20 protein-coding genes are annotated in these 19,447 nt (G+C 66.7%); 7 read left to right on the top strand and 13 right to left on the bottom strand.

Translation table 11 applies throughout. The features are described from left to right. Nucleotides 1-247: 247 nt before the first annotated feature. The 6 genes from topA to QM682_RS12535 all read right to left on the bottom strand — a co-directional run bounded on the left by topA (nt 248) and on the right by QM682_RS12535 (nt 7,026). Nucleotides 248-2,881, bottom strand: coding sequence for a type I DNA topoisomerase (topA, locus tag QM682_RS12560; protein WP_415130231.1), 2,634 nt, complete (start codon nt 2,879-2,881; stop codon nt 248-250). A 124-nt stretch (nt 2,882-3,005) separates the two neighbouring features. Further along, nucleotides 3,006-3,845 carry a ferredoxin--NADP reductase gene (locus tag QM682_RS12555; protein ID WP_415130229.1) on the bottom strand — a complete coding sequence of 280 codons (840 nt, stop codon included), beginning with the start codon at nt 3,843-3,845 and terminating at the stop codon, nt 3,006-3,008. Nucleotides 3,846-3,932: 87 nt separating this feature from the next. Next, nucleotides 3,933-4,304: a DUF934 domain-containing protein gene (locus QM682_RS12550; protein WP_415130228.1), complete on the bottom strand. Its 372-nt coding sequence runs from the start codon at nt 4,302-4,304 to the stop codon at nt 3,933-3,935. Continuing rightward, nucleotides 4,301-5,032 carry a phosphoadenylyl-sulfate reductase gene (locus QM682_RS12545; RefSeq protein WP_415130226.1) on the bottom strand — a complete coding sequence of 244 codons (732 nt, stop codon included), beginning with the start codon at nt 5,030-5,032 and terminating at the stop codon, nt 4,301-4,303. The genes QM682_RS12550 and QM682_RS12545 overlap by 4 nt, the downstream gene beginning before the upstream one ends. After that, complete coding sequence (locus QM682_RS12540) at nt 5,025-6,683, bottom strand: nitrite/sulfite reductase (protein WP_415130224.1); 1,659 nt, start codon at nt 6,681-6,683, stop codon at nt 5,025-5,027. Before QM682_RS12540 ends, QM682_RS12545 begins: the two co-directional genes overlap by 8 nt. Continuing rightward, nucleotides 6,676-7,026: a DUF2849 domain-containing protein gene (locus QM682_RS12535; RefSeq protein ID WP_415130222.1), complete on the bottom strand. Its 351-nt coding sequence runs from the start codon at nt 7,024-7,026 to the stop codon at nt 6,676-6,678. Before QM682_RS12535 ends, QM682_RS12540 begins: the two co-directional genes overlap by 8 nt. A gap of 123 nt (nt 7,027-7,149) precedes the next feature. Between QM682_RS12535 and QM682_RS12530 the strand changes: the two genes are divergently transcribed. Then, the gene (locus tag QM682_RS12530; protein ID WP_415130220.1) at nt 7,150-7,632 is read left to right on the top strand and encodes an Lrp/AsnC family transcriptional regulator; all 483 of its coding nucleotides are present in this window, start codon (nt 7,150-7,152) and stop codon (nt 7,630-7,632) included. A 65-nt stretch (nt 7,633-7,697) separates the two neighbouring features. On the opposite strand, the gene QM682_RS12525 is transcribed toward QM682_RS12530, so the two are convergent. The 5 genes from QM682_RS12525 to QM682_RS12505 form a co-directional block, all read right to left on the bottom strand. After that, nucleotides 7,698-8,807, bottom strand: coding sequence for a pyridoxal phosphate-dependent aminotransferase (locus QM682_RS12525; protein ID WP_415130218.1), 1,110 nt, complete (start codon nt 8,805-8,807; stop codon nt 7,698-7,700). Between the two features lie 118 nt (nt 8,808-8,925). Next, nucleotides 8,926-9,162 carry an Lrp/AsnC ligand binding domain-containing protein gene (locus QM682_RS12520; RefSeq protein ID WP_415130216.1) on the bottom strand — a complete coding sequence of 79 codons (237 nt, stop codon included), beginning with the start codon at nt 9,160-9,162 and terminating at the stop codon, nt 8,926-8,928. Nucleotides 9,163-9,201: 39 nt separating this feature from the next. After that, nucleotides 9,202-10,578: an MATE family efflux transporter gene (locus tag QM682_RS12515; protein ID WP_415130214.1), complete on the bottom strand. Its 1,377-nt coding sequence runs from the start codon at nt 10,576-10,578 to the stop codon at nt 9,202-9,204. Between the two features lie 78 nt (nt 10,579-10,656). Continuing rightward, entirely contained in the window at nt 10,657-11,223 is a 567-nt protein-coding gene (locus QM682_RS12510) for a L,D-transpeptidase family protein (RefSeq protein WP_415130212.1), read from the bottom strand. 180 nt (nt 11,224-11,403) lie between these two features. Beyond that, the gene (locus QM682_RS12505) at nt 11,404-12,627 is read right to left on the bottom strand and encodes a MalY/PatB family protein (RefSeq protein WP_415130210.1); all 1,224 of its coding nucleotides are present in this window, start codon (nt 12,625-12,627) and stop codon (nt 11,404-11,406) included. Nucleotides 12,628-12,686: 59 nt separating this feature from the next. Between QM682_RS12505 and def (QM682_RS12500) the strand changes: the two genes are divergently transcribed. The 4 genes from def (QM682_RS12500) to def (QM682_RS12485) all read left to right on the top strand — a co-directional run bounded on the left by def (QM682_RS12500) (nt 12,687) and on the right by def (QM682_RS12485) (nt 14,641). Continuing rightward, entirely contained in the window at nt 12,687-13,208 is a 522-nt protein-coding gene (def, locus tag QM682_RS12500) for a peptide deformylase (RefSeq protein WP_415130208.1), read from the top strand. Continuing rightward, nucleotides 13,201-13,734 carry a peptide deformylase gene (locus tag QM682_RS12495; protein WP_415130206.1) on the top strand — a complete coding sequence of 178 codons (534 nt, stop codon included), beginning with the start codon at nt 13,201-13,203 and terminating at the stop codon, nt 13,732-13,734. Before def (QM682_RS12500) ends, QM682_RS12495 begins: the two co-directional genes overlap by 8 nt. Nucleotides 13,735-13,833: 99 nt before the next feature. After that, on the top strand, nt 13,834-14,085 hold the full coding sequence (locus tag QM682_RS12490) for a hypothetical protein (protein ID WP_415130204.1): 252 nt from the start codon (nt 13,834-13,836) through the stop codon (nt 14,083-14,085). Nucleotides 14,086-14,140: 55 nt separating this feature from the next. Beyond that, complete coding sequence (gene def / locus QM682_RS12485) at nt 14,141-14,641, top strand: peptide deformylase (RefSeq protein ID WP_415130202.1); 501 nt, start codon at nt 14,141-14,143, stop codon at nt 14,639-14,641. Between the two features lie 254 nt (nt 14,642-14,895). Here def (QM682_RS12485) and QM682_RS12480 read toward each other — a convergent pair whose 3' ends face one another. Next, the gene (locus QM682_RS12480) at nt 14,896-15,330 is read right to left on the bottom strand and encodes a hypothetical protein (protein WP_415130200.1); all 435 of its coding nucleotides are present in this window, start codon (nt 15,328-15,330) and stop codon (nt 14,896-14,898) included. Further along, on the bottom strand, nt 15,302-16,207 hold the full coding sequence (locus tag QM682_RS12475; RefSeq protein WP_415130198.1) for a hypothetical protein: 906 nt from the start codon (nt 16,205-16,207) through the stop codon (nt 15,302-15,304). Before QM682_RS12475 ends, QM682_RS12480 begins: the two co-directional genes overlap by 29 nt. A gap of 736 nt (nt 16,208-16,943) precedes the next feature. Here QM682_RS12475 and QM682_RS12470 point away from each other — a divergent pair. Continuing rightward, a complete protein-coding gene (locus tag QM682_RS12470; RefSeq protein ID WP_415130196.1) occupies nt 16,944-18,581 on the top strand; it encodes an alpha/beta hydrolase in 1,638 nt (545 codons plus the stop codon). Next, nucleotides 18,566-19,447: a dienelactone hydrolase family protein gene (locus QM682_RS12465; RefSeq protein WP_415130194.1), complete on the top strand. Its 882-nt coding sequence runs from the start codon at nt 18,566-18,568 to the stop codon at nt 19,445-19,447. Before QM682_RS12470 ends, QM682_RS12465 begins: the two co-directional genes overlap by 16 nt.

The raw sequence follows: 19,447 nt of genomic DNA, 5'->3' as shown, positions 1-19,447 counted from the left end.
ACACCTTCAAGCGCAAAAACAGCGCTCCCGTAAACCTTGCTCATGAATGTCCTCCGCCTGTTTCCGGGATTCTTGTGGCGGACCTGCCGGATGGTGTCAACGCGGCCCGGCAATATCGCGCACGGCACCGATAAGGCCCGCGTTCCTGGCCGGAAAGACAGGCAGTTGCAACCAAAAGGAGCGCGTCCCGCCGCGCTCCCACCTGCCGCCCGGTCTTTCTCACCAGCCTTCCCCCAAAAGATCGGCCTTATTCCGCCTGACCCGAGGCATTTGCGGCGCCTTTGCGAGCCGTGGGCTTCTTCTCCGCAACCTTCCTGGCCGCAGGCTTCTTGGTCGCCGCTTTCTTCTCCGGTGCCTTCTTCTCCGGCGCTTTCTTCTCGGCGGGTTTCTTCGCGGCAGCCTTGCGAACCGGAGCCTTCTTGCCCGATTTCCCGACCTTTTCCACGATCAGTTCCAGCGCCCGCTCCAGCGTCACGGAACCGGGCTCCAGATCGCGCGGCAAGGTCGCATTGACCTTGCCCCATTTGACATAAGGCCCGTAACGCCCGCTCAGAACCTGGACCGGACCGCCATCGGGATGCTCGCCCAGTTCGGCCAGCGGCGCGGCGGCGGCGGCCCTGCCACGCGTCACCTTCTGCGCCAGAACCTCGACGGCGCGGTTCATGCCGATGGTGAACACCTCGTCCACATCGGGCAGGTTCGCGTATTTCGGCCCGTGCTTCACATAGGGCCCGTAACGTCCGATCCCGGCCTCGACCGGCACGCCATCCTCGGGATGCGGGCCGATCTGGCGCGGCAACGCCAGCAGCGCCAGCGCCCGTTCCAGATCGACCAAGGCCAGATCCCAGCCCTTGGGGATCGAGGCGCGCGGCGGCTTCGGTATCTCGGCGGTCGCCTCGCCGCGCTGGACATAAGGGCCGAAGCGGCCGTTCTTCAGGCTGATCTCGTCGCCTTGGTCCAGACCCAGGACGGTGTCGCCCACGACCTCGGCATCGGGGCTGCCGATCGGGCGGGTAAAGCGGCATTCGGGGTAATTGTCGCAGCCAAGGAACGCCCCGCCCGAGCGCGCGGTCTTCAGATGCAGCCGCCCCTTGCGGCACAGCGGGCATTCGCGCGGATCGCCGCCATCGGCGCGGGCGGGATAAAGCGCGGGCGCCAGCGCCTCGTCGATGGCATCCAGCACCTCGGTGATGCGCAACTCGCTGGTCGCCCCCAGCGCGGCGGTGAAATCGCGCCAGAAACGGCGCAGCACCTCACGATAGGCGCGCTCGCCCGAGGAGATGTCGTCCAGTTCCCCCTCAAGGTTGGCGGTGAAATCGTAGCTGACATAGCGCGGGAAATATTTCAGCAGAAAGGCCGTGACCAGCCGGCCCTTGTCCTCGGGAATCAGGCGATTCTGCTCCTTGCGAACATAGTCGCGGTCCTGGATCGTGGTGACGATGCTGGCATAGGTCGAGGGCCGCCCGATGCCCAACTCCTCCATGCGCTTGACCAAGGTGGCCTCGGTATAGCGCGGCGGGGCCTGGGTGAAATGCTGCTCGGGGGTGACGGAACGCTTGTCGGCGGCCTCGCCCTCGCGGACCTCCGGCAGGCGGCGGCCGTCCTCGTCATCCTCGTCGTCGCGGCCCTGATCGTAGACCTTCAGGAAGCCGTCGAACAGCATGACCTGGCCATTGGCGCGCAGGCCCACCTGGCCGTCGGGGCTGGCGATTTCGACGGTGGTGCGCTCCATCCGGGCCGATTCCATCTGGCTGGCGATGGTGCGCTTCCAGATCAGGTCGTAAAGCGCCTTCTGGTCCTTGTCGGCGACGGGCAGGCGGTCGGGCGACAGCATCATGTCGGTGGGCCGGATGCACTCATGCGCTTCCTGCGCGTTCTTGGCCTTGTTTTTATACATGCGCGGCGATTTCGGCAGGTAATCCGCCCCGAACCGGGCCTTGATCGCGTCACGGGCGGCCATCACCGCCTCGGGCGCCATGTCGATGCCGTCGGTCCGCATATAGGTGATGTGGCCCGCCTCATACAGCCGCTGTGCCGCCGACATGCAGGCCCGCGCGCCCAGGCCCAGCTTGCGGCTGGCCTCCTGCTGCAAGGTCGAGGTCATGAAGGGCGGCCAGGGATTGCGGCTGGCGGGCTTGGCCGCGACACTGGCGACCGACAGATCGCGCGAGCGGATCGCGGCGACGGCCAGCTTCGCCGTCTCCTCGTCGGCGATGTCGAAGCGCTCCAGCTTCTTGCCGCCAAAGATGGTCATGGTCGCGTCGAACTCGTCCCCGCGCGGCGTGGCCAGGCGGGCATGGACCGACCAGTATTCCCGCGCCCGGAACGCCTCGATCTCCATCTCGCGGTCGACGATGATGCGCAGGGCGACCGATTGCACCCGCCCGGCCGATTTCGCGCCCGGCAATTTGCGCCACAAAACCGGAGACAGGTTGAAGCCGACCAGGTAATCCAGCGCGCGCCGCGCCAGATAGGCATCGACCAAGGGCTGGTCGATCTGGCGCGGGTTGGCCATCGCCTCGGTCACGGCATTCTTCGTAATCGCGTTGAAGGTCACGCGGCTGACGGCGGCGCCCTTCTTCAGCGCGGGCGCCAGGGTCTCCAAAAGGTGCCAGGAAATCGCCTCGCCCTCGCGGTCGGGGTCGGTGGCAAGGATCAGATTGGGATCGCCCGCCAGCGCGTCCTTGATCGCCTTGACATGCTTGCGGCTATCGGCGGCGACCTCCCATTTCATGGCGAAATCCGCCTCGGGATCGACGCTGCCATCCTTGGGCGGCAGGTCGCGCACATGCCCGAACGAGGCCAGAACGGTATAATCGTCGCCCAGATACTTGTTGATCGTCTTGGCCTTGGCCGGGGATTCAACGACGACGACGGGCATGAACATTCCTTCGCATGATTCGGCGCCGGAACATGGGGGCCGCCCGGCGATCTGTCAACGCCGTGCTTCTTTCTTGGGAAAATATCCCACGGGGGTCCGGGGGTGTGAAACCCCCGGCGCGACCTCAGATTCCGTCGCCGACGAACGCCTTCTCGACCACGAATTCCTTGGGATCGCTGTTCGCGCCCTCGCGCAGGCCGAACCCTTCCAGCACCGTCTTCACATCCGTGTTGAAGGCCAGGCTGCCGCAGATCATGGCGCGGTCATTCGCCGCATCCATGGGCGGCAGGCCAAGGTCCTGGAACACCTTGCCCGAGGTCATGTTGTCGGTGATCCGGCCCATCAATGGGCCGTCCTCGCGCGTGGTGGTCGGATAATACAGCAGCCGGCTCGCGAAATCCTCGCCGTAGATCTCGCCCAGCAGCGGGTCGTGGCGCAGGTTCTCGACCAGTTCGCGGCCATAGGTCAGTTCGTCGGCGGTGCGGCAGGTATGCATCATGATCACCTGCTCGAACCGCTCATAGCTTTCCGGTTCGCGCATCAGCGACGCAAAGGGCGCAAGGCCGGTGCCGGTGGCCAGGAACCACAGCCGCTTGCCGGGCAGCAGCGCGTCCAGGACCAGCGTGCCCACGGGCTTGGGGCGCAGGATGATCTCGTCGCCCACCTGGATGTTCTGCAATTTCGAGGTCAGCGGCCCGTCCGGCACCTTGATCGAATAGAACTCCAACTCGTCGTCCCAGGCGGGCGAGGCGATGGAATAGGCGCGCAGGATCGGCTTGCCGTTGTCGCCGGGCAGGCCGATCATCACGAACTCGCCCGAGCGGAAGCGCAGCGACGCCGGCCGCGTCACGCGGAACGAAAACAGCCGGTCGGTCCAGTGCTTGACCGCGGTCACGGTCTGGGCGTCGGGCAGGGTCTTGGCGGGTTTGGCGGCGGCAGCGGCCACGGGCACATCCAGGGTCATGTCAAGGTCCGTGTCTATCTAGGTTACATTCAGGGCCGGGAAAACCCCGGCCCGAGATGCGCGTCGCGGTGGGCGGCCGAATGGGCCTCAACCTGCCAGACGCGCGCGGTGGTCCCATTCCTTCCAATCGGCGCGATAAAGCCATTGCTCCTGCGGCTGGCGGGCGGCAAGGGCGGCCGGGATGCGCACCTCGTCAAAGCCCACGCGCCGCGCCATGGCATATTGATCCGCGATCAGCCCGCCCACGGCCCGCAAGCGGCCTTGATAGCCCTTCTCGCGCAAAAGCCGCGCCAGGGTGAAACCGCGCCCGTCGCTGAAGGCGGGGAAATCCACGGCCAGCAGCGGCTGCTCCAGATAATCGCCCAGGGTCGCGGGATCGGTGCCGGAGGCCAGCACCGGGGCCTCGGCACCGTCATCGGGGTGAAAGCCGTCATCGCGGACAAGGAAGAAATCGCTCATGTGCTCGCTCCTGCGCGGACCATCTTGCCGCCGATGAAATGGATACCGCATTCGGTCTTCTTGCTGCCGCGCCAGCGCCCGGCGCGCGGGTCCTCGCCCGGCTTGATGGGCGAGGTGCAGGGCGCGCAGCCGATCGAGGCGTAACCCTTGGCGACCAGCGGGTGGCGCGGCAGGTTGTTCTCGGCCATGTAATCCTGCACATCCTCGCGGCGCCAATGCGCCAGCGGATTGATGCGCAGCCGGCTGGGCGGCTCGGCCTCGAAGAACTCCAGCTCCTGGCGCTCGCCGCCCTGGAACCGCTTGCGGCCGGTGATCCAGGCGTCGAATTTCGACAGTTCCCGTTCCAGGGGAACGGTCTTGCGAAAATCGCAGCAGGCATCGGTGCTGAACTGATGCAGGGTGCCGTCCGGGTCGTTCAACGCGACCTCGCGCTCCGTCGCCCGGATCACCCGCACATCGGTCAGGCCCAGCTTCTGGGTGACCTCAAGCTGATAGTCCAGCGTTTCCTGGAACAGCATCATCGTGTCGATGAACAGCACCGGCGTGCCCGGCGCCACGACCGAGACCATATGCAGCAGCACCACCGATTCCGAGCCGAAGCTGGACACCAGCGTCGCGTTGCCCAGATCGGGATCGCGCAAGGCGCGGCGCAGAACCTCGGTCGCGGCATGATGCCGATACCGACCGTTCAGCCGCGCGGCGCGGGCGTCAAGCGTGTCGTCAAGCATGGGCGGCCTGATACAAAGCCGCCTTGAACGGCGCCATGCCGACACGGCGATAGGCGTCGATAAAGCGTTCCTCGGCAGTTTCGCGCAGGTCCAGATAGGCGTCGATAATCCGGTCGATGGCACCGACGACCTCTTCGGCGGGGAAGCCCGCGCCGGGCTTCTGGCCCACCTGCGGGATCTCGTAGCCGTCGCCGCCCAGCGTGATCTGATAGTTCTCGACGCCGGCGCGATCCAGCCCCAGGATGCCGATATGGCCCAGGTGGTGATGACCGCAAGCGTTGATGCAGCCCGAGATGCGGATGTCGATCTTGCCGATATCTTCCTCAAGGTCGCGGGCGCGGAAATGCGCCGCGATCTCCTCGGCGATCGGGATCGAACGGGCGGTGGCCAGCGCACAGTAATCCATGCCGGGGCAGGCGACGATATCGCTGATCAGCCCGGCATTGGCGGTGGCCAGCCCGGCGGCCTTCAATTCCTGATACAGCGCGTAAAGGTCCGATTTATGGACATGCGGCAGCACCACGTTCTGGTCATGGCTGATGCGCAGGTCGGAATGGCCGTAACGCTCGGCCAGGTCGGCCAACAGGTTCATCTGCGCGGCGCTTGCATCCCCCGGCGTCTGGCCGGGCGCCTTGAAGCTGATCTTGGCGCTGGCATAGCCCGGCGCCTTGTGGGCCGACAGGTTGGTGTCGGTCCAGCTGCGGAAGGCGGGATTGGCGGCGCGGCTCGCCTCATAGTCGCCATCACCCTCGTTGCGGAAGGCAGGCGCGGCGAACATGCCCTTCAGCGCTGCCAGATAATCTTGGTCGACGCCGGTAAAGATGGCGCGGCGGTTCAGGAACTCGGCCTCGATCTCGTCGCGCATCACCGCCAGGCCGCGCTCGGCCACGGTGATCTTGATGCGGGCCTTGTATTTGTTGTCGCGACGGCCCGAGAGGTTGTAGACCGCGATGATCGCTTCCAGATAGGGCAGCAGGTCGGGTTCGGGCAGGAATTCGCGCACCACCTGGCCGATCATCGGCGTCCGGCCCAGGCCGCCGCCGATCCAGACCTGATAGCCGATCTCACCCTTGTCGTTGCGCTTCAGGCGCAGCCCGATGTCATGCGCCGCGATCACCGCCCGGTCATGTTCCGAGCCGGTGATGGCGATCTTGAACTTGCGCGGCAGGAACTGATACTCGGCATGGTCGGTGGACCATTGCCGGATCAACTCGCCATAGGGGCGCGGATCCGCCACCTCATCCGCCGCCGCGCCGGCATAGGCGTCGGTGGTGGTGTTGCGGATGGTGTTGCCCGAGGTCTGGATCGCATGCAGCCCGACATCGGCCAGCGCATCCAGCATGTCCGGGATGTCCACCAGCTTGGGCCAGTTGTATTGGATGTTCTGGCGCGTGGTCCAATGGCCATAGCCCTTGTCCCATTTCTGCGCCAGCAGCGCCAGCGTCCGCATCTGGTCGGGGCTGATCGTGCCATAAGGGATCGCCACGCGCAGCATATAGGCATGAAGTTGCAGATAGACGCCATTCATCAGGCGCAGAGGCCGGAATTCCTCTTCGGTCAGGCTGCCATCCAGGCGCCGGGCGACCTGGGAACGGAACTGGGCCGCGCGGTGGCGCAGGTATTCGTTATGCTGGGGGCGGGCGTCAAACATGGCTGGCCTCGGTCTCGGCGTCGGTATGGGTGATGTCGGCCTGGATGCCGTGGAAATAGTTCGAGGGACCACGGCGGCGGAACGCCTCGCGGAAATGGGTGGGCTGGGGGCGGCCATCGGCACCGCGGCGGGCCTCGGCCAGATAGGGGCCGACGACCAGATTGGCCTGGGCGGTGGCATCCAGAAGCGCCAGTTGCGCCACGGCCTCGTCCTCGAACAACTCGGCCTCGCGCGGGTCGGCGGTCCATGCCCCATCACGCATCCACACGCAATGCCCCATGCGCAGGTCATTCGCGGTGATGACGGCGGGGGTTGCGGGACTGGGAGTGAAGCCTTTGGACATCGCCTTTACCTTTCGGGTTGGGTACTCTCTATATAGAAAAAAGTCCCGCATGTTGACGAGTGGTGCGGAAAAATAAGAAACAGGTTCCAGATCCACGGCATGAAAACGGGAACAGATTTCACCATGAGCATGGACAGGCAAACGCTGGCACGGCTGGACGAGACGGATCGCAAAATCCTGTCCCTGCTGCAAGAGGACGCGACCCTGTCGCTGGACGATATAGCAGCCCGAGTCGGCGCCTCGAAAACCCCGGTGTGGAACCGAATCCGCAAGCTGCGCGAAGGAGGCGTGATCCGCGCCCAGGTGGCACTGCTGGACCCGGATTCGCTGGGGCTGGATGCGTGCTTCTTTGTCCTGATCCGCACCAGCGAACACGATCCCGACTGGGCGCGGCGCTTCCTGTCGGCGGTGCGCGCCCGACCCGAGGTGATCGAGGCGCATCGCCTGGCCGGCGATATCGACTATATCCTGAAGGTGCGGGTCAGGAATGCCCGCGCCTATGACCGCTTTTACCAGGCGCTGATCTCGGAGGTGAGGATCCACAACGTCACCGCGCTGCTGTCGATGGAAGAGCTGAAGGCAACCACGGCCCTGCCATTGGAATGACCTGCGCCCGGCCCCGGCCTCGCATGGGTATTTGGAAAACGAAGAAGGCCGGCGCGGCGCGCGGATCAGCCCTCGCGCGCCTTGGCCAGGGCTTTGGGTAGGGCTTGGGCGAAAGCGTCCAATTCCGGCCCAGGAGCGCAGGAGACGCGGATGCAGCGATCCATCGGTGCAACGCCGGGGGCGCGGACGAAAATGCCCTCGGCCTCCAGACCGGCCAGGACGCGGCGGGAGAATTCGCCATCCCCGCCGCAATCGAGGGCGACAAAATTCGTGACCGAAGGCAAGGCGCGCAGCCCGTTTCCGGCGGCGATAGCGGCGATACGGTCGCGCGCGGCGGCCACCTGGCGGCGGGTCTGGTCCAACCAGGCACTGTCACGCAACGCGGCCAGCGCACCGATCTGGGCAATGCGGTTGATGCCGAAATGGTTGCGGATGCGGTCGAAGCCCTCGATTAGCCGCTCGGGTCCCAAGGCATAGCCAACGCGCGCGCCCGCCATACCGAAAGCCTTGGAAAACGTGCGAAACCGAATCACACGTTCGTCGCGGGGATCGATACGGGGAATGGCCTCGTCGGGGGCGAATTCGACATAGGCCTCGTCCAGCACCAGCAGCGCGCCGTCGGGCAGCGCATCCAGCATGGCCTCGATCCGTTGACCAGGATGCCAGCTTCCCATCGGGTTGTCGGGATTGGCCAGGTAGACAAGGCGCGCGCCGTGGTCGCGGGCGGCGACAGTCAGCGCCTCGGGGTCTTCGGCATCGTCGCGATAGGGCACCTTGACCAGCCGCCCGCCGAAACCCGCAACGTGATAGTTGAAGGTCGGATAGGCCCCGTCCGAGGTCACCACCACCTCGCCCGGTGCCATCGTCAGCCGCACCAGCAGGCCCAGCAACCCGTCGATCCCCTCGCCCAGCATGAAATGCTCGGGCGCGATCCCATGATGCGCGGCCAGCGCCTGGCGCAGATCATGGCTGTCGGGATCGCCGTATTTCCACGCCTCGGCCGCCGCCGCGGCCATGGCCCTCACCGCGCGCGGCGAGGGCCCGAAGCCGTTCTCATTCGCCCCCAGCCGCGCCAGGAAGGGCGCCCCCCGGCGCCGCTCCAGTGTTTCGGGGCCGGTGAAGGGCACCGTGGCAGGCAGACCGTCGGGAATGGGGGCAAAGCGCAGGCGTTCCATGACCGCCACAAGAAACGCAAATCCCCGCCCCATGCAAGGGCCGACCTGGCCCTGTCTTTCTTGTCCAAATATCCCGGGGGTGAGGCGCAACGCGCCGAGGGGGCGGAGCCCCCTTCCTTCAGAACGCCTTGAAGGTGATCGTCGTCAGTGTGCGCACGATGTCGGGAATGTCGAACAGATTCTCCGACAGGTAATGCCCCACGTCCATGTCCTCGGGGACATAAACCTTGGCCATCAGGTCGTATTCCCCCGAGGTCGAGTAAAGCTCGCTCACGATCTCGCGGGCATAGATCGCATCGGCCACGCCATAGGTCTTGCCGGGGATGCAGCGGAACTGGACAAAAACCGGGCGCATGGCGAAGCTCCTTGATCCTGGGCCTTGTTACGCCGCAGCCTAGACCGCGCGCGCGGCCTGGGTCCAGTCCCCGCGTGCAAGTCCGCGCCAGAAGCGGCGCATCAGCAGGATCGCGGCCAGGCTCAGCCCCGCGACCAGTCCCAGCCAAAGACCCGGCGGTCCCAGGCCCAGGCCGAAGGCCAGCCCATAGGCCACCGGAATGCCGACCAGCCAATAGCTGACCCCGGCGATGACCATGGGCACGCGGGTATCCTGCACGCCACGCAAGAGGCCCAGACCGATCACCTGCATCGCATCGGCAAGCTGGAACAGTCCCGCATAGAACAGCAGCCCCGCCGCCAGGCCGATCAGCATCGGCGTCTCTGCATGGGCAGCGTCCAGATACAGCCCCGCGAGTTGGCGCGGGAACAGTTCGAAGGCCGCGACCGCCAGCAGCGCCCAGACCGCCGAGACGGCGATCACCGTCCGGCCGGCATCGCGCATCCAGGCGCCGTCACCGCGCCCCATCGCCTGGCCCACGCGCACGGTGGCGGCATTGGACATGCCCAGATGCAGCATGAAGGTCAACGAGGCCAGTTGCAGCGCGATGCCATGCGCGGCAAGCTCGCGCGTGCCGATCCAGCCCATCATGATGTTCGAGCCGACGAACAGCCCACCCTCGGCCACCATGGTCAGGCCGATCGGCATGCCCAGCGAAAAGACGGTCCGCAGCGCCGGCCAGTCCGGCCTCCAGAACCGCTGAAGCAGGTGGTGTTTCCGCGCCAGGGGCAGCCAGGCGGCATAGGCGGCGATCAGGGCCAGCCCGGCATATTGCACCGCCACGGCGGCGATGGCCGCGCCCTTCACCCCCATTTCAGGCGCGCCCATATTGCCGAAGATCAGCACCCAGTTCAGGAAGATCACCAGCGGCAGGCCCGCCAGCGTGATCCACAACACGACCTGCGTGCGCTCCAACGCCGCCAGATAACTGTTCAGCGTCAACTGGCACAGAACGGCCAAAAGGCCGAACGCCTCGATCCGCAGATAGTCCTGCGCCAGCCGCGCGATGGCGGGCGCCTGGCCCAAGGCCAGCAGGATCGGCCCCGAAGACCACATCAGCGGAACGACCAGCACGCCGTAACCGACCGAGAGCCACAGCGCCATGCGCGCCGCGCGGCGCACCTCGGACTCGTCGCCACGCGCGATGGCGGCGGCGATCAGGCCCATGACGCCGATGCCGAACCCCATGCCCAGGAAGAACAGGATGTGAAAGAACGAGGTCGCGATGACCAGCGCCGCCAATTCGTTCACCCCATACCAGCCCATCATCACCGTATCGGCGACGCCGATGGCCATGCGGGCCAGATGGCTACCGACAAGCGGAAGACCCAGCGCGAGGGTCGCGCGCAGGTGCGGGGCATAACGATCAAGGCTCATGCGCCCAGCCTTTATCCCCCGCCCCGGACGGCGGCAAGATGTCTGGACATACTCACGGCGTTGAAGCTGTTTCCCGGTTCAGGGACGGATCTCGACCCGCGTGCCCAGGGCGGTCTGGGCAAAGATTTCCTCGATCTCGGCATTCGAGACCGCGATGCAGCCCGCCGTCCAGTCGCCCTTGACGCGATAGCCGTCGGGCACCTGCTTGGGCTGGCCGTGGATCATGATATCGCCGCCCGGATCATAGCCGCCCTTGCGCGCGGCCTCGCGGTGGCGCTTCTGCGGGTAGTCAAGGCCCAGCGACAGGTGAAAGGCGCTGTTCCGGTTCAGCCGGTCGACGCGGAAGACACCCTCCGGGGTGCGCCCGTCGCCCTGGCGGCCCTTGTCGCCCTCGGGCGCGAATCCCAGGGCGATGCGAAAGCTGCGGGGCGTGCCTTCCTTTTGCCAGACGGTCATGCGGCGGGCGGATTTCTCGATCAGGATACGCTCGACCGGGGAGGCCAGGGGCATCGCTGCGACCGGGGGCGCGACCGGGGGGGTGGCCGGGGGCTTGGCCTCGGGCTTCGGGCCGAAGATCTCGGGCAGGGTGATCCGCGGCAGGCGCAATTCGGGCCAATGAAGCTCGGGCCAATCAAGTTCGGGCAAACGGAACTCCGGCCAACGAAACCCTGGCAGGCCGGGCCAGTGCCGGCCCGCTTGCGGCGGGGGCGTGGGCGCATCCTTCGACGGGGGCGCCCAGATCAGCCACAAGGCCCAGCACAAAGCCAGAACGCAAAGCGCGGAAAACAGTGCCGCCAGCCGCCGCATCCGCCAGCCTCCTTCGGCCTATTGCAGATCGGCGAAGGCGGCTTGCAGCCGGGCCACCGCCTCGGCCACGCGAACGCGGGGGGTGGCCAGGTTGAAGCGCAGGAAATTCTCGCCGCCCAGGCCGAAGCTCGGGCCGTGATTGGCGGCGATGCGGGCGCCCTGCTCGACCCGGCGGGTGAATTCCCTGGCACTCATCCCCGTGCCCGAGAAATCCACCCAGGCCAGATAGGTCGATTCCAGCGGCATCGAAGCCAGGCCGGGAATCGCGTTCACGCCCTCGTCGAAGATCCGGCGGTTGCCGTCCAGATAGCGCGTCAGCGCGTCGACCCAGGCCGCGCCCTCGGGCGAATAGGCCCCGGCGACCATGCCCAGACCGAAAAGACCAGGCGAAATCCCCAACGCCGCCATCCGTCCCTGCACCGTCTGGCGCAGCGAATCATCGGCGATGATCAGGTTGCCGATATGGGCGCCCGCGATGTTGAAGGTCTTGGTCGCGGCGCTCAGCGTGATCAGACGCGGCGCGATCTCGGGCACGGCCTTTGCCAGCACTTGGTGGCGGGGGGCGCCGGGCATGACCAGATCGTGATGGATCTCGTCCGAGACCAGGATCAGGTCATGGGCGGCGCAGAATTCGGCCACCTGGCGCAATTCCACCTCGGACCAGACCCGGCCGCCGGGATTGTGAGGAGAGCACAGGATCAGCATCTTCTCGGCGCCGGTCATGCGCCCGGCCCAGTTCTCCCAATCCATGTGATACCTGCCCTCGGCCAGGGCCAGAGGGAACTCGGTGACCTGGCGGCCGGCGGCACGGGTCACGCGGGCGAAGGCATGATAAACCGGCGTCATCAGGATCACCGCATCGCCCGGCTGGGTGAAGGCATCGACGCAGATCGCGGTGCCATTGACCAGCCCATGCGCGGTCAGGATCCATTCCGGGCGGATCTCCCAGCCGTGGCGGGCCCGCATCCACCAGCGGATCGCCTCCAGATAGGCGCGATTCGCCCCCGGATAGCCATAGACGCCATGCGCGGCCATCGCCTCGACCGCGCGCTGGACCGATGCGGGGGGCCGGAAATCCATGTCCGCCACCCACATCGGCAACCCTTCCTGCGGCGAGACGCCATAGATCGCCTGCATATCGTCCCATTTCGAACACGCGGTTCCGACGCGGTCGATGATCTCGTCGAAGTCGGGGCCGTGGGTCGGGTCGGGGCTTTGGGTCATGGCGCTCTCGCTTTTCATCCGTGCGTCCAGCATAGCGTCTTGTTGCGCAAGGCCAAGGCTTGCCCTAGATCAGCGTCATGACCTTGCGCCCCATCCTTCTGCACCCCGATCCCCGGCTGAAAAAGCCGTGCGAACCCGTGGCCCGCATCACCCCCGAGATCGAGAGCCTGGCCGCCGACATGCTGGCCACCATGTATGACGCGCCCGGCGTGGGCCTGGCCGCGCCGCAGGTGGGCGTGCTGTCGCGGCTTTACGTCATGGACTGCACCAAGGACCCCGAGGCGCCCCACGCCCCGATCGTCATGCTCAACCCCGAGATCACCTGGACCTCGGAAGAGCTGAACACCTATGAGGAAGGCTGCCTCTCGATCCCCGACCAATATGCCGACGTGACCCGCCCCGCCCAGGTCCGGGTGCGCTGGCTGGGCCTTGACGGCAAAACGCAGGAGCGCGACTTCGACGGCCTCTGGGCCACATGCGCCCAGCACGAGATCGACCATCTGGACGGCAGGCTCTTCATCGACCATCTCGGCCCGATCAAGCGCCAGATGATCACCCGCAAGATGGTCAAGCTGAAGCGCGAGCGCGGCCGTGCCTGAGCGGTTGACGGGCCAGGACCTGGATGCCGGCCCGGATGGGCCCGATCCGGCCCGGCTGACGCGCGAGGGCGTTGCCCGCTCCATCCGCCAGGGCCAGGACCCGGTGCTGCGGCAAAGCTGCGCCGCCGCCGGGCAACTGGACTGGGAACGGCTGCGCCGCCTTGCCGCCGACCTGCTCGCGACCATGTATCACGCCCAGGGCCGGGGCCTCGCGGCGCCCCAGATCGGCCAGCCTTACCGCCTTTTCGTCATGGATGCGGGCTGGAAAGAGGGCGCGCCCCGCCCCCGGATCATCCTGGACCCGCAGATCCTGGTCACGGACGAGACCACCGAGGTCGCGGTGGAGGCATGCCTGTCGCTGCCCGGCCTGCCGGTCCCGGTCGCCCGGCCCCGCGCCATCCGGCTCGATCACTTCAACCTTCTGGGCGAGGCCGAATGCCTGCACCTGGACGGAATCGAGGCCCGCATCGCCCAGCACGAGGCCGACCACCTGAACGGCCGGCTGATCACCGATCATCTGGAGTAAATCGAGACAAATCCAATCATTTCCAATTTGACTGGTTAAGCCCCTGTTTGCCCGCGCGGGCCTAGGATCGGCCGTGTTCCCTCTGGACGGATCCGCGCCATGTTCCTGCTCGACGCTGCCATCACCTTCTTTCTGGGCCTCTGGCTGGGCGCCCGCTACCGGACGCGCCGCAAGGCCCGCCCGGCGCCCCCGCCGCATGAATGGGCGGCCTATGGCCAACGCCGCATGGACCGGCTGGGATCCGGCCTGCACCGCCCCGGCGCAGCCACGCGGGACGGCTACCCCCCGTCGGGCACTTTCGCGGACATGGACCTGTCGCCCGGACGGATTTACCTTCAGTCCCGCCCGTGATAGCCGCGCCGGATCACGCGGGGCTCTCTCGCGCCGCCCAGCCACAGGCCCGACCATGACCGTCCGTCCCTTCATCCCCTATCACGACCGCCGCCTGCACCAGCCGGCCGAGCCGGTCGAGAGCATCACCGAGACGGTGCGGATGATCTGGGACGACATGATCGAAACCATGGACGCGATGCCCGGCGTGGGTCTGGCCGCGCCGCAGATCGGCATCACGCTGCGCCTGGCGGTGGTCGATGCCTCGGACAGGCGCGGCCAGGCCATCCGCATGGCCAATCCCGAGATCCTGCATGCCAGCCACCAGCTTCGCCCGCATGACGAGGCCAGCCCCAACCTTCCCGGCGTCTTCGCCCGGATCGAGCGCCCCCGCGCCGTCACGGTGCGCTTCCTGAACGACCAGGGCCAGATCGAGGACCGCGATTTCGTCGGGCTCTGGGCCACATCGACGCAGCACCAGATCGACCATCTGAACGGCAAAACCTATCTCGACCACCTCTCGGCGCTGCGCCGCAAGATGCTGATCTCTAAATCCACCAAGCTCGCCCGCCGCTGACGCCGCACCCGCGCATTTCCGTTTGCGAAAATACCCCAAGGAACGCCTGCCGCCACCCCATCGAGGGGTGACGGCAGGCGGGGGGACACAGCCCCCGACCTGCGCCGAGGCGAAACCTCTGGAGTGAGGCCTGGAAGCGCGTGGCCGGCATGCTGTAAAATGCCACATAAATCGTCTTCTGAAATCACGCGAAATCAAATGCTTGATTTATCGTTTGCACACTACTCCTTCCTCATTTTCCAACATAAACTCCCTCACCGTCCAGAGCAGTGCGAGTAAGGTTGGGCTGGCTTTGTCCCGTTTCGTCGGTCACGCACCCCGCTGCTGCGGTCAGATCTGGACGAGACCGTGCCGAAGCCATGCAGCGAACCCGGCTTCTCAGACATCGCCCAAGGGGGAAAGCCGTTCGGGCTGGCGCGGCGCAGCACGCGCATCACCTCAATCGCATCCACCAGCAGCGAATCCAACCGGATCTCGTCGGTCAGACGGGCACGGGCGCGGATCCGGCCCTTGAGCATGTGCATGGCACTGGCCAAATCCGCGCCGCTCTCAGTGCGATCCGGCGCCTCGACGACAGGGGTCACATCTTCGACCACAACACCCGCCCCCCCGAAGGTCCGCGGCGGCGCCACGACATCCCTCGCGGCATGGCCATAGGCGTTACTCAGCACCCATTCGGCCTCCAGCATAACCCTGACCGGCGGGAAGGCGGACCGGCCATCGACCAACGCACATACAGCCGTCAACTCCATAGCTCAAGACGGATGTCTTCATCCACTCCGGCTCCACGCGACCCGCAACGACTATGATACGCTCCGCGACCAGTATAGCGAGCGATCTTCCGTCGATCCGTAGCGGTTCCGGGATGAAATAGTCAGGGGGGAGCCAGCGTCGAAACAGCATGTCGGTCATGTCCGGCCGCTCGGGATTGACTGCGGCATCCTCTCGCGCGGAGATATAGCGCATCTTGTTCTCGAATAGCCGGATTGCCCGTGGAGTGGGGTTCGCGTCGTGCACTGGGGCGGCAACTTCCCGAAGAGCTCGGGTGAATTCCGGACTGTCGTCCTCGACTTCGGTTCTTCGCCGCAACAGCCACAGCCCAAGCAATGTGCTGCCCGGAATGGCCAGCACCGCAGTGATGCCCCACCATGGCAGAGTGTTCGAGGCCCCCTCCCAGCCCGCCTTCACCAAGCCCGCGGGCTTGAAGGGCTCGGTTTCCTCCGCACCTGTGCCCGCTGTCTCCTCTCCTGCCTCCTCTTGGGTTGCAGGCGTATCAGCCAGAACCGTCTTTGCGGGGGCTTCGGTTGCATGTTGGGGAACTGGCGGGTTGGGGCCGGCAGCGTCAGGCAATCCACTGATCGACAGGCCCACGGCAATCCCGATGATCACGGCCAGGCTTACGGCCTGGAATCCTTCGATCAGCCTGATGATGGCATCCTTCCAGCTCCGATACCATCGAGGCCGTGCGCATCCCGATGCGCGTCGATGAAGCCCACCCGGAACAGACCAGGCGGTCAAGAAAAGCATCTTATCGGTCGTCTTTTCCCGCCCGTCTTTCTTGTCCAAATATCCCGGGGTCCGGGGCAGCGCCCCGGTCCGACCTCTCGCCTGGACCGCCCCGCCCAAGCAGGCGGCATGCCTTCAAGCCGCGCTCTCAACCTTGAATGCCTACAAGGATCAAAAAACCTCAGCAGCCGAATTGGGCGAGCGCCAGGGTCCTCGACCAGCACGGGAACAGCCCCGTCGCACGAAAGGCGGCCCTCAGGCCCCCGCGCGACTTTCCAGGCCGGATCACGGCCGAGGACGATCAGGCAAAGCGCACCATGGCCTGACCGCTCGGTCACAGGTGACGCGCAAAAACGCGATCCCGTGCGAAACTGCGCGGGCTGGCCCGCCGTGCCACCGCCGGAAAGCGACGGTGCATGACAGGATGCGCGGCCGACGCGCGATCACGATCAGGGGGCTCCGCAAGCGCATCCGCCTTGGACTCGCAGGTCGCGGCTCGTGGCGGGCTGGGCCTCGGCCCTTTCCCACCCGAGGGGTGTCGCAGGGCCTTCGTCGCAAGTGGAAGCTCTCGCATATTCGGGCCTGCCGGGCAGATTCCGCGCCACAGGGTCGGAATGCGGCAACCCTTCATCCCGCCACGACCACCAGGCCCCCGCCCGAACCGCAAAACCAGCCCGCGCCTTCGCGCCCCCATCGCCAAGCGCGGGACTTCCCAATCCGTGCCCGCGCCCCTAACCTCGTGCCTTGCCGGGACCGGGCGAAAGCCGGCGCGCGGACCATTGCCAGGGGGTGACGCATGTTCTCGATCCTGCCGCTGCTGATGGGCCTGCTTCTGGCGGCAGCTTCGCTGACACCCTCGCTGATCCCGCGCGATTGGGTCATGCAAGGGGGGCTTGCGGGCGTTTCGATGGCGGCGGGCTATCTTCTGACGCAATTCCTGCTGGCGATCTGGCGCACGCTGGAAATCCCCGTTCCGCCGCGTCGCTGGGCCAATATCGCCCATGCGGTCGTGGCGCTGCCGGTGCTGATCGTGCTGATCCGCTGCGTCGCGCTGTCCACCGAGTGGCAGAACAGCATTCGCAGCCGCATGCACATGCCGCTGCTTGAGGCCGCGAACACCACCAAGATGCTTGCGCTGACGGCGGTGGTCTTTCTGGCGCTGTTCCTGACCGGCAAGGCGATCCAGGGGCTTTTCGACCTGCTGCGCCTGCGGCTGGCGCGGCATATCCCTGCGGCCAGCGCCAATGTGCTGGGCCTGGCGCTGGCGACGATCATCGTCGTCGTGCTGACCCGCGACGGGGTGGTGAACCAGGCGCTGCAAATCGCCGACCGCTCTTATGTCGCGGCCCAGCACCTGACCGACCCGACCGCCGCACCGCCCGGACAGGACTGGCAGTCGGGCAGCGCGGCCTCGCTGGTGGACTGGGATCTGATGGGCAAGCCGGGGCGGGACTTCGTGCTGAACGGTCCGCGCGCCGCCGCGATCTCGGGCTTTACCGGCCGCCCCGCGCGCGAGCCGCTGCGGATCTATGTCGGCCTTGCCCAGGACAAAAGCCCCGAGACCCGCGCCCGCCTCGCGCTTGAAGAGATGCGGCGCGTGGGCGCCTTCGACCGCAAGGTTCTGGTCGTGGCCAGCCCGACCGGAACCGGCTGGATGGATCCGGCCAGCTATGACGCGCTGGAATACATGCAGGGCGGCGACGTGGCGACCGTGGCGGTGCAATATTCCTATCTGCAAAGCCCGCTGGCGCTGATCTTCGAGACCGATTCGGGCCTGGAGCAGGCGACCGCGCTGATGCGGCTTGTCTATGAGCATTGGCGCCGCCTGCCGCCCCAGGCCCGGCCCCGGCTTTACTTGCATGGGATCTCGCTTGGGGCCTGGTCCTCGATGTATGCGTTCAACCCGTTCCAGATGATGAACGAGCCGGTCTCGGGCGCGTTCTGGGTGGGGCCGCCCTTTCCCTCGACGCTGTGGCGCCAGTCGAACGCGGCGCGCAATCCCGGCAGCCCCTTCATCCTGCCCGAGATCGACGATGGCGAGGTGATCCGCTATGCCAGCCAGTTCGCGCCGCCCGACCGTTCGGGCCGCGAATGGGGTCGGCTGCGCATCCTGTTCCTGCAACATGCCAGCGACCCCATCGTGTTCTACAACGCCGCCTCGCTTTGGCGCGCGCCGGGCTGGATGCGCGAGCCGGCGGCACCCGATGTCTCGCCCCGGCTCAACTTCACGCCCATCGTGACGCAGCTTCAACTGGCCGTGGACATGCTTGTCTCGACCTCGACGCCGCCGGGCTTCGGCCATATCTACGATGCCGGGGAATATATCGACGGCTGGGTCTCGGTCACCGCCCCCGAGGGGTGGACCGCGGCGGACACGGCGCGGCTCAAGGCGAAATGCGGCAAGGGCGGGCTTATCGGATGCGACAATGGCTGATCCCCCCGGCGGCGGTGCTGGCGGCGGTACTGCTGCTTCTGGCGCTGAACACGGCGCGCAACGCCCTGGGCTGGCAGCCCCTGGCGCAAAGCCCGGCCCAGCGTCAGGCCATGCTGGCGCCCCATTGGCGGATCCTTCGCCCGCCGGGTCCGGGACCGCACAAGGCGGCGATCCTGCTGTCGGGCTGCGACGGGGTGCATGACAACATGGCCTTTTGGGCGGGGCTGATGCTGGATCAGGGCCGGGCGGCGATGATCCTGGACAGCCATGCGCCGCACCGGCTGACGGTCGCGCAAAGCTGGCGCGCGGTCTGCGCGGGCCAGATCCTGCCGGGGGCCGAGCGGGCGGGCGATCTGGCCGTGGCGCTGGCCGCCTTGCGCTGGATGCCGGGGATCGACCCCGGCGACGTGGCGATCCTGGGCGCCTCGCATGGCGGCTGGACCGTGATGGAGCTTCTGGCCGAACTGGCGCGGTTCGCCCCGCCCCCCGGCCTGACCGCCTGGCCCGCGCCCCGCCAGGAGCTTGCCGGCCAAATCGGGCCGGTGGTGCTGCTTTATCCCTATTGCGGGCTTCTTAACGGCGGCGCCGCCGCGACCTGGCCCCGGCAGGCGCGGGGGCTGATGATCCTGGCCCAAGAGGACAGCATCACCAACCCCCGGCCCTGCCGCGAGATGGCCGGCGATCTGCGCGCCAAGGGCAGCGACCTGCGCGACGTGACCCTGGCCGGCGTCGATCACGGCTTCGATCAGCGGGAAAGATCCAGCCTGTCGCCCTTGGAGTTCGACGCGGCGGCGCGGGCGCGGGCCACTGCGCTGGTGCAGGATTTTCTGGCCGGGTTTGCATCGCGGCCCCGCCCCGGCATATGA

Source organism: Paracoccus sp. (in: a-proteobacteria), assembly GCF_047605025.1.
Lineage (GTDB): Bacteria > Pseudomonadota > Alphaproteobacteria > Rhodobacterales > Rhodobacteraceae > Paracoccus.
The sequence above is the reverse complement of the archived record's forward strand: the minus strand, read 5'-3'. Positions and strand labels throughout refer to the sequence as shown.

Bases quoted from the DNA above. Each gene is read 5' to 3' on its own strand.
- topA (WP_415130231.1), bottom strand. From the start codon at position 2,881: ATGCCCGTCGTCGTCGTTGAATCCCCGGCCAAGGCCAAGACGATCAAC.
- QM682_RS12555 (WP_415130229.1), bottom strand. From the start codon at position 3,845: ATGACCCTGGATGTGCCCGTGGCCGCTGCCGCCGCCAAACCCGCCAAG.
- QM682_RS12550 (WP_415130228.1), bottom strand. From the start codon at position 4,304: ATGAGCGATTTCTTCCTTGTCCGCGATGACGGCTTTCACCCCGATGAC.
- QM682_RS12545 (WP_415130226.1), bottom strand. From the start codon at position 5,032: ATGCTTGACGACACGCTTGACGCCCGCGCCGCGCGGCTGAACGGTCGG.
- QM682_RS12540 (WP_415130224.1), bottom strand. From the start codon at position 6,683: ATGTTTGACGCCCGCCCCCAGCATAACGAATACCTGCGCCACCGCGCG.
- QM682_RS12535 (WP_415130222.1), bottom strand. From the start codon at position 7,026: ATGTCCAAAGGCTTCACTCCCAGTCCCGCAACCCCCGCCGTCATCACC.
- QM682_RS12530 (WP_415130220.1), top strand. From the start codon at position 7,150: ATGAGCATGGACAGGCAAACGCTGGCACGGCTGGACGAGACGGATCGC.
- QM682_RS12525 (WP_415130218.1), bottom strand. From the start codon at position 8,807: ATGGAACGCCTGCGCTTTGCCCCCATTCCCGACGGTCTGCCTGCCACG.
- QM682_RS12520 (WP_415130216.1), bottom strand. From the start codon at position 9,162: ATGCGCCCGGTTTTTGTCCAGTTCCGCTGCATCCCCGGCAAGACCTAT.
- QM682_RS12515 (WP_415130214.1), bottom strand. From the start codon at position 10,578: ATGAGCCTTGATCGTTATGCCCCGCACCTGCGCGCGACCCTCGCGCTG.
- QM682_RS12505 (WP_415130210.1), bottom strand. From the start codon at position 12,627: ATGAAAAGCGAGAGCGCCATGACCCAAAGCCCCGACCCGACCCACGGC.
- def (WP_415130208.1), top strand. From the start codon at position 12,687: ATGACCTTGCGCCCCATCCTTCTGCACCCCGATCCCCGGCTGAAAAAG.
- QM682_RS12490 (WP_415130204.1), top strand. From the start codon at position 13,834: ATGTTCCTGCTCGACGCTGCCATCACCTTCTTTCTGGGCCTCTGGCTG.
- def (WP_415130202.1), top strand. From the start codon at position 14,141: ATGACCGTCCGTCCCTTCATCCCCTATCACGACCGCCGCCTGCACCAG.
- QM682_RS12480 (WP_415130200.1), bottom strand. From the start codon at position 15,330: ATGCTGGAGGCCGAATGGGTGCTGAGTAACGCCTATGGCCATGCCGCG.
- QM682_RS12470 (WP_415130196.1), top strand. From the start codon at position 16,944: ATGTTCTCGATCCTGCCGCTGCTGATGGGCCTGCTTCTGGCGGCAGCT.
- QM682_RS12465 (WP_415130194.1), top strand. From the start codon at position 18,566: ATGCGACAATGGCTGATCCCCCCGGCGGCGGTGCTGGCGGCGGTACTG.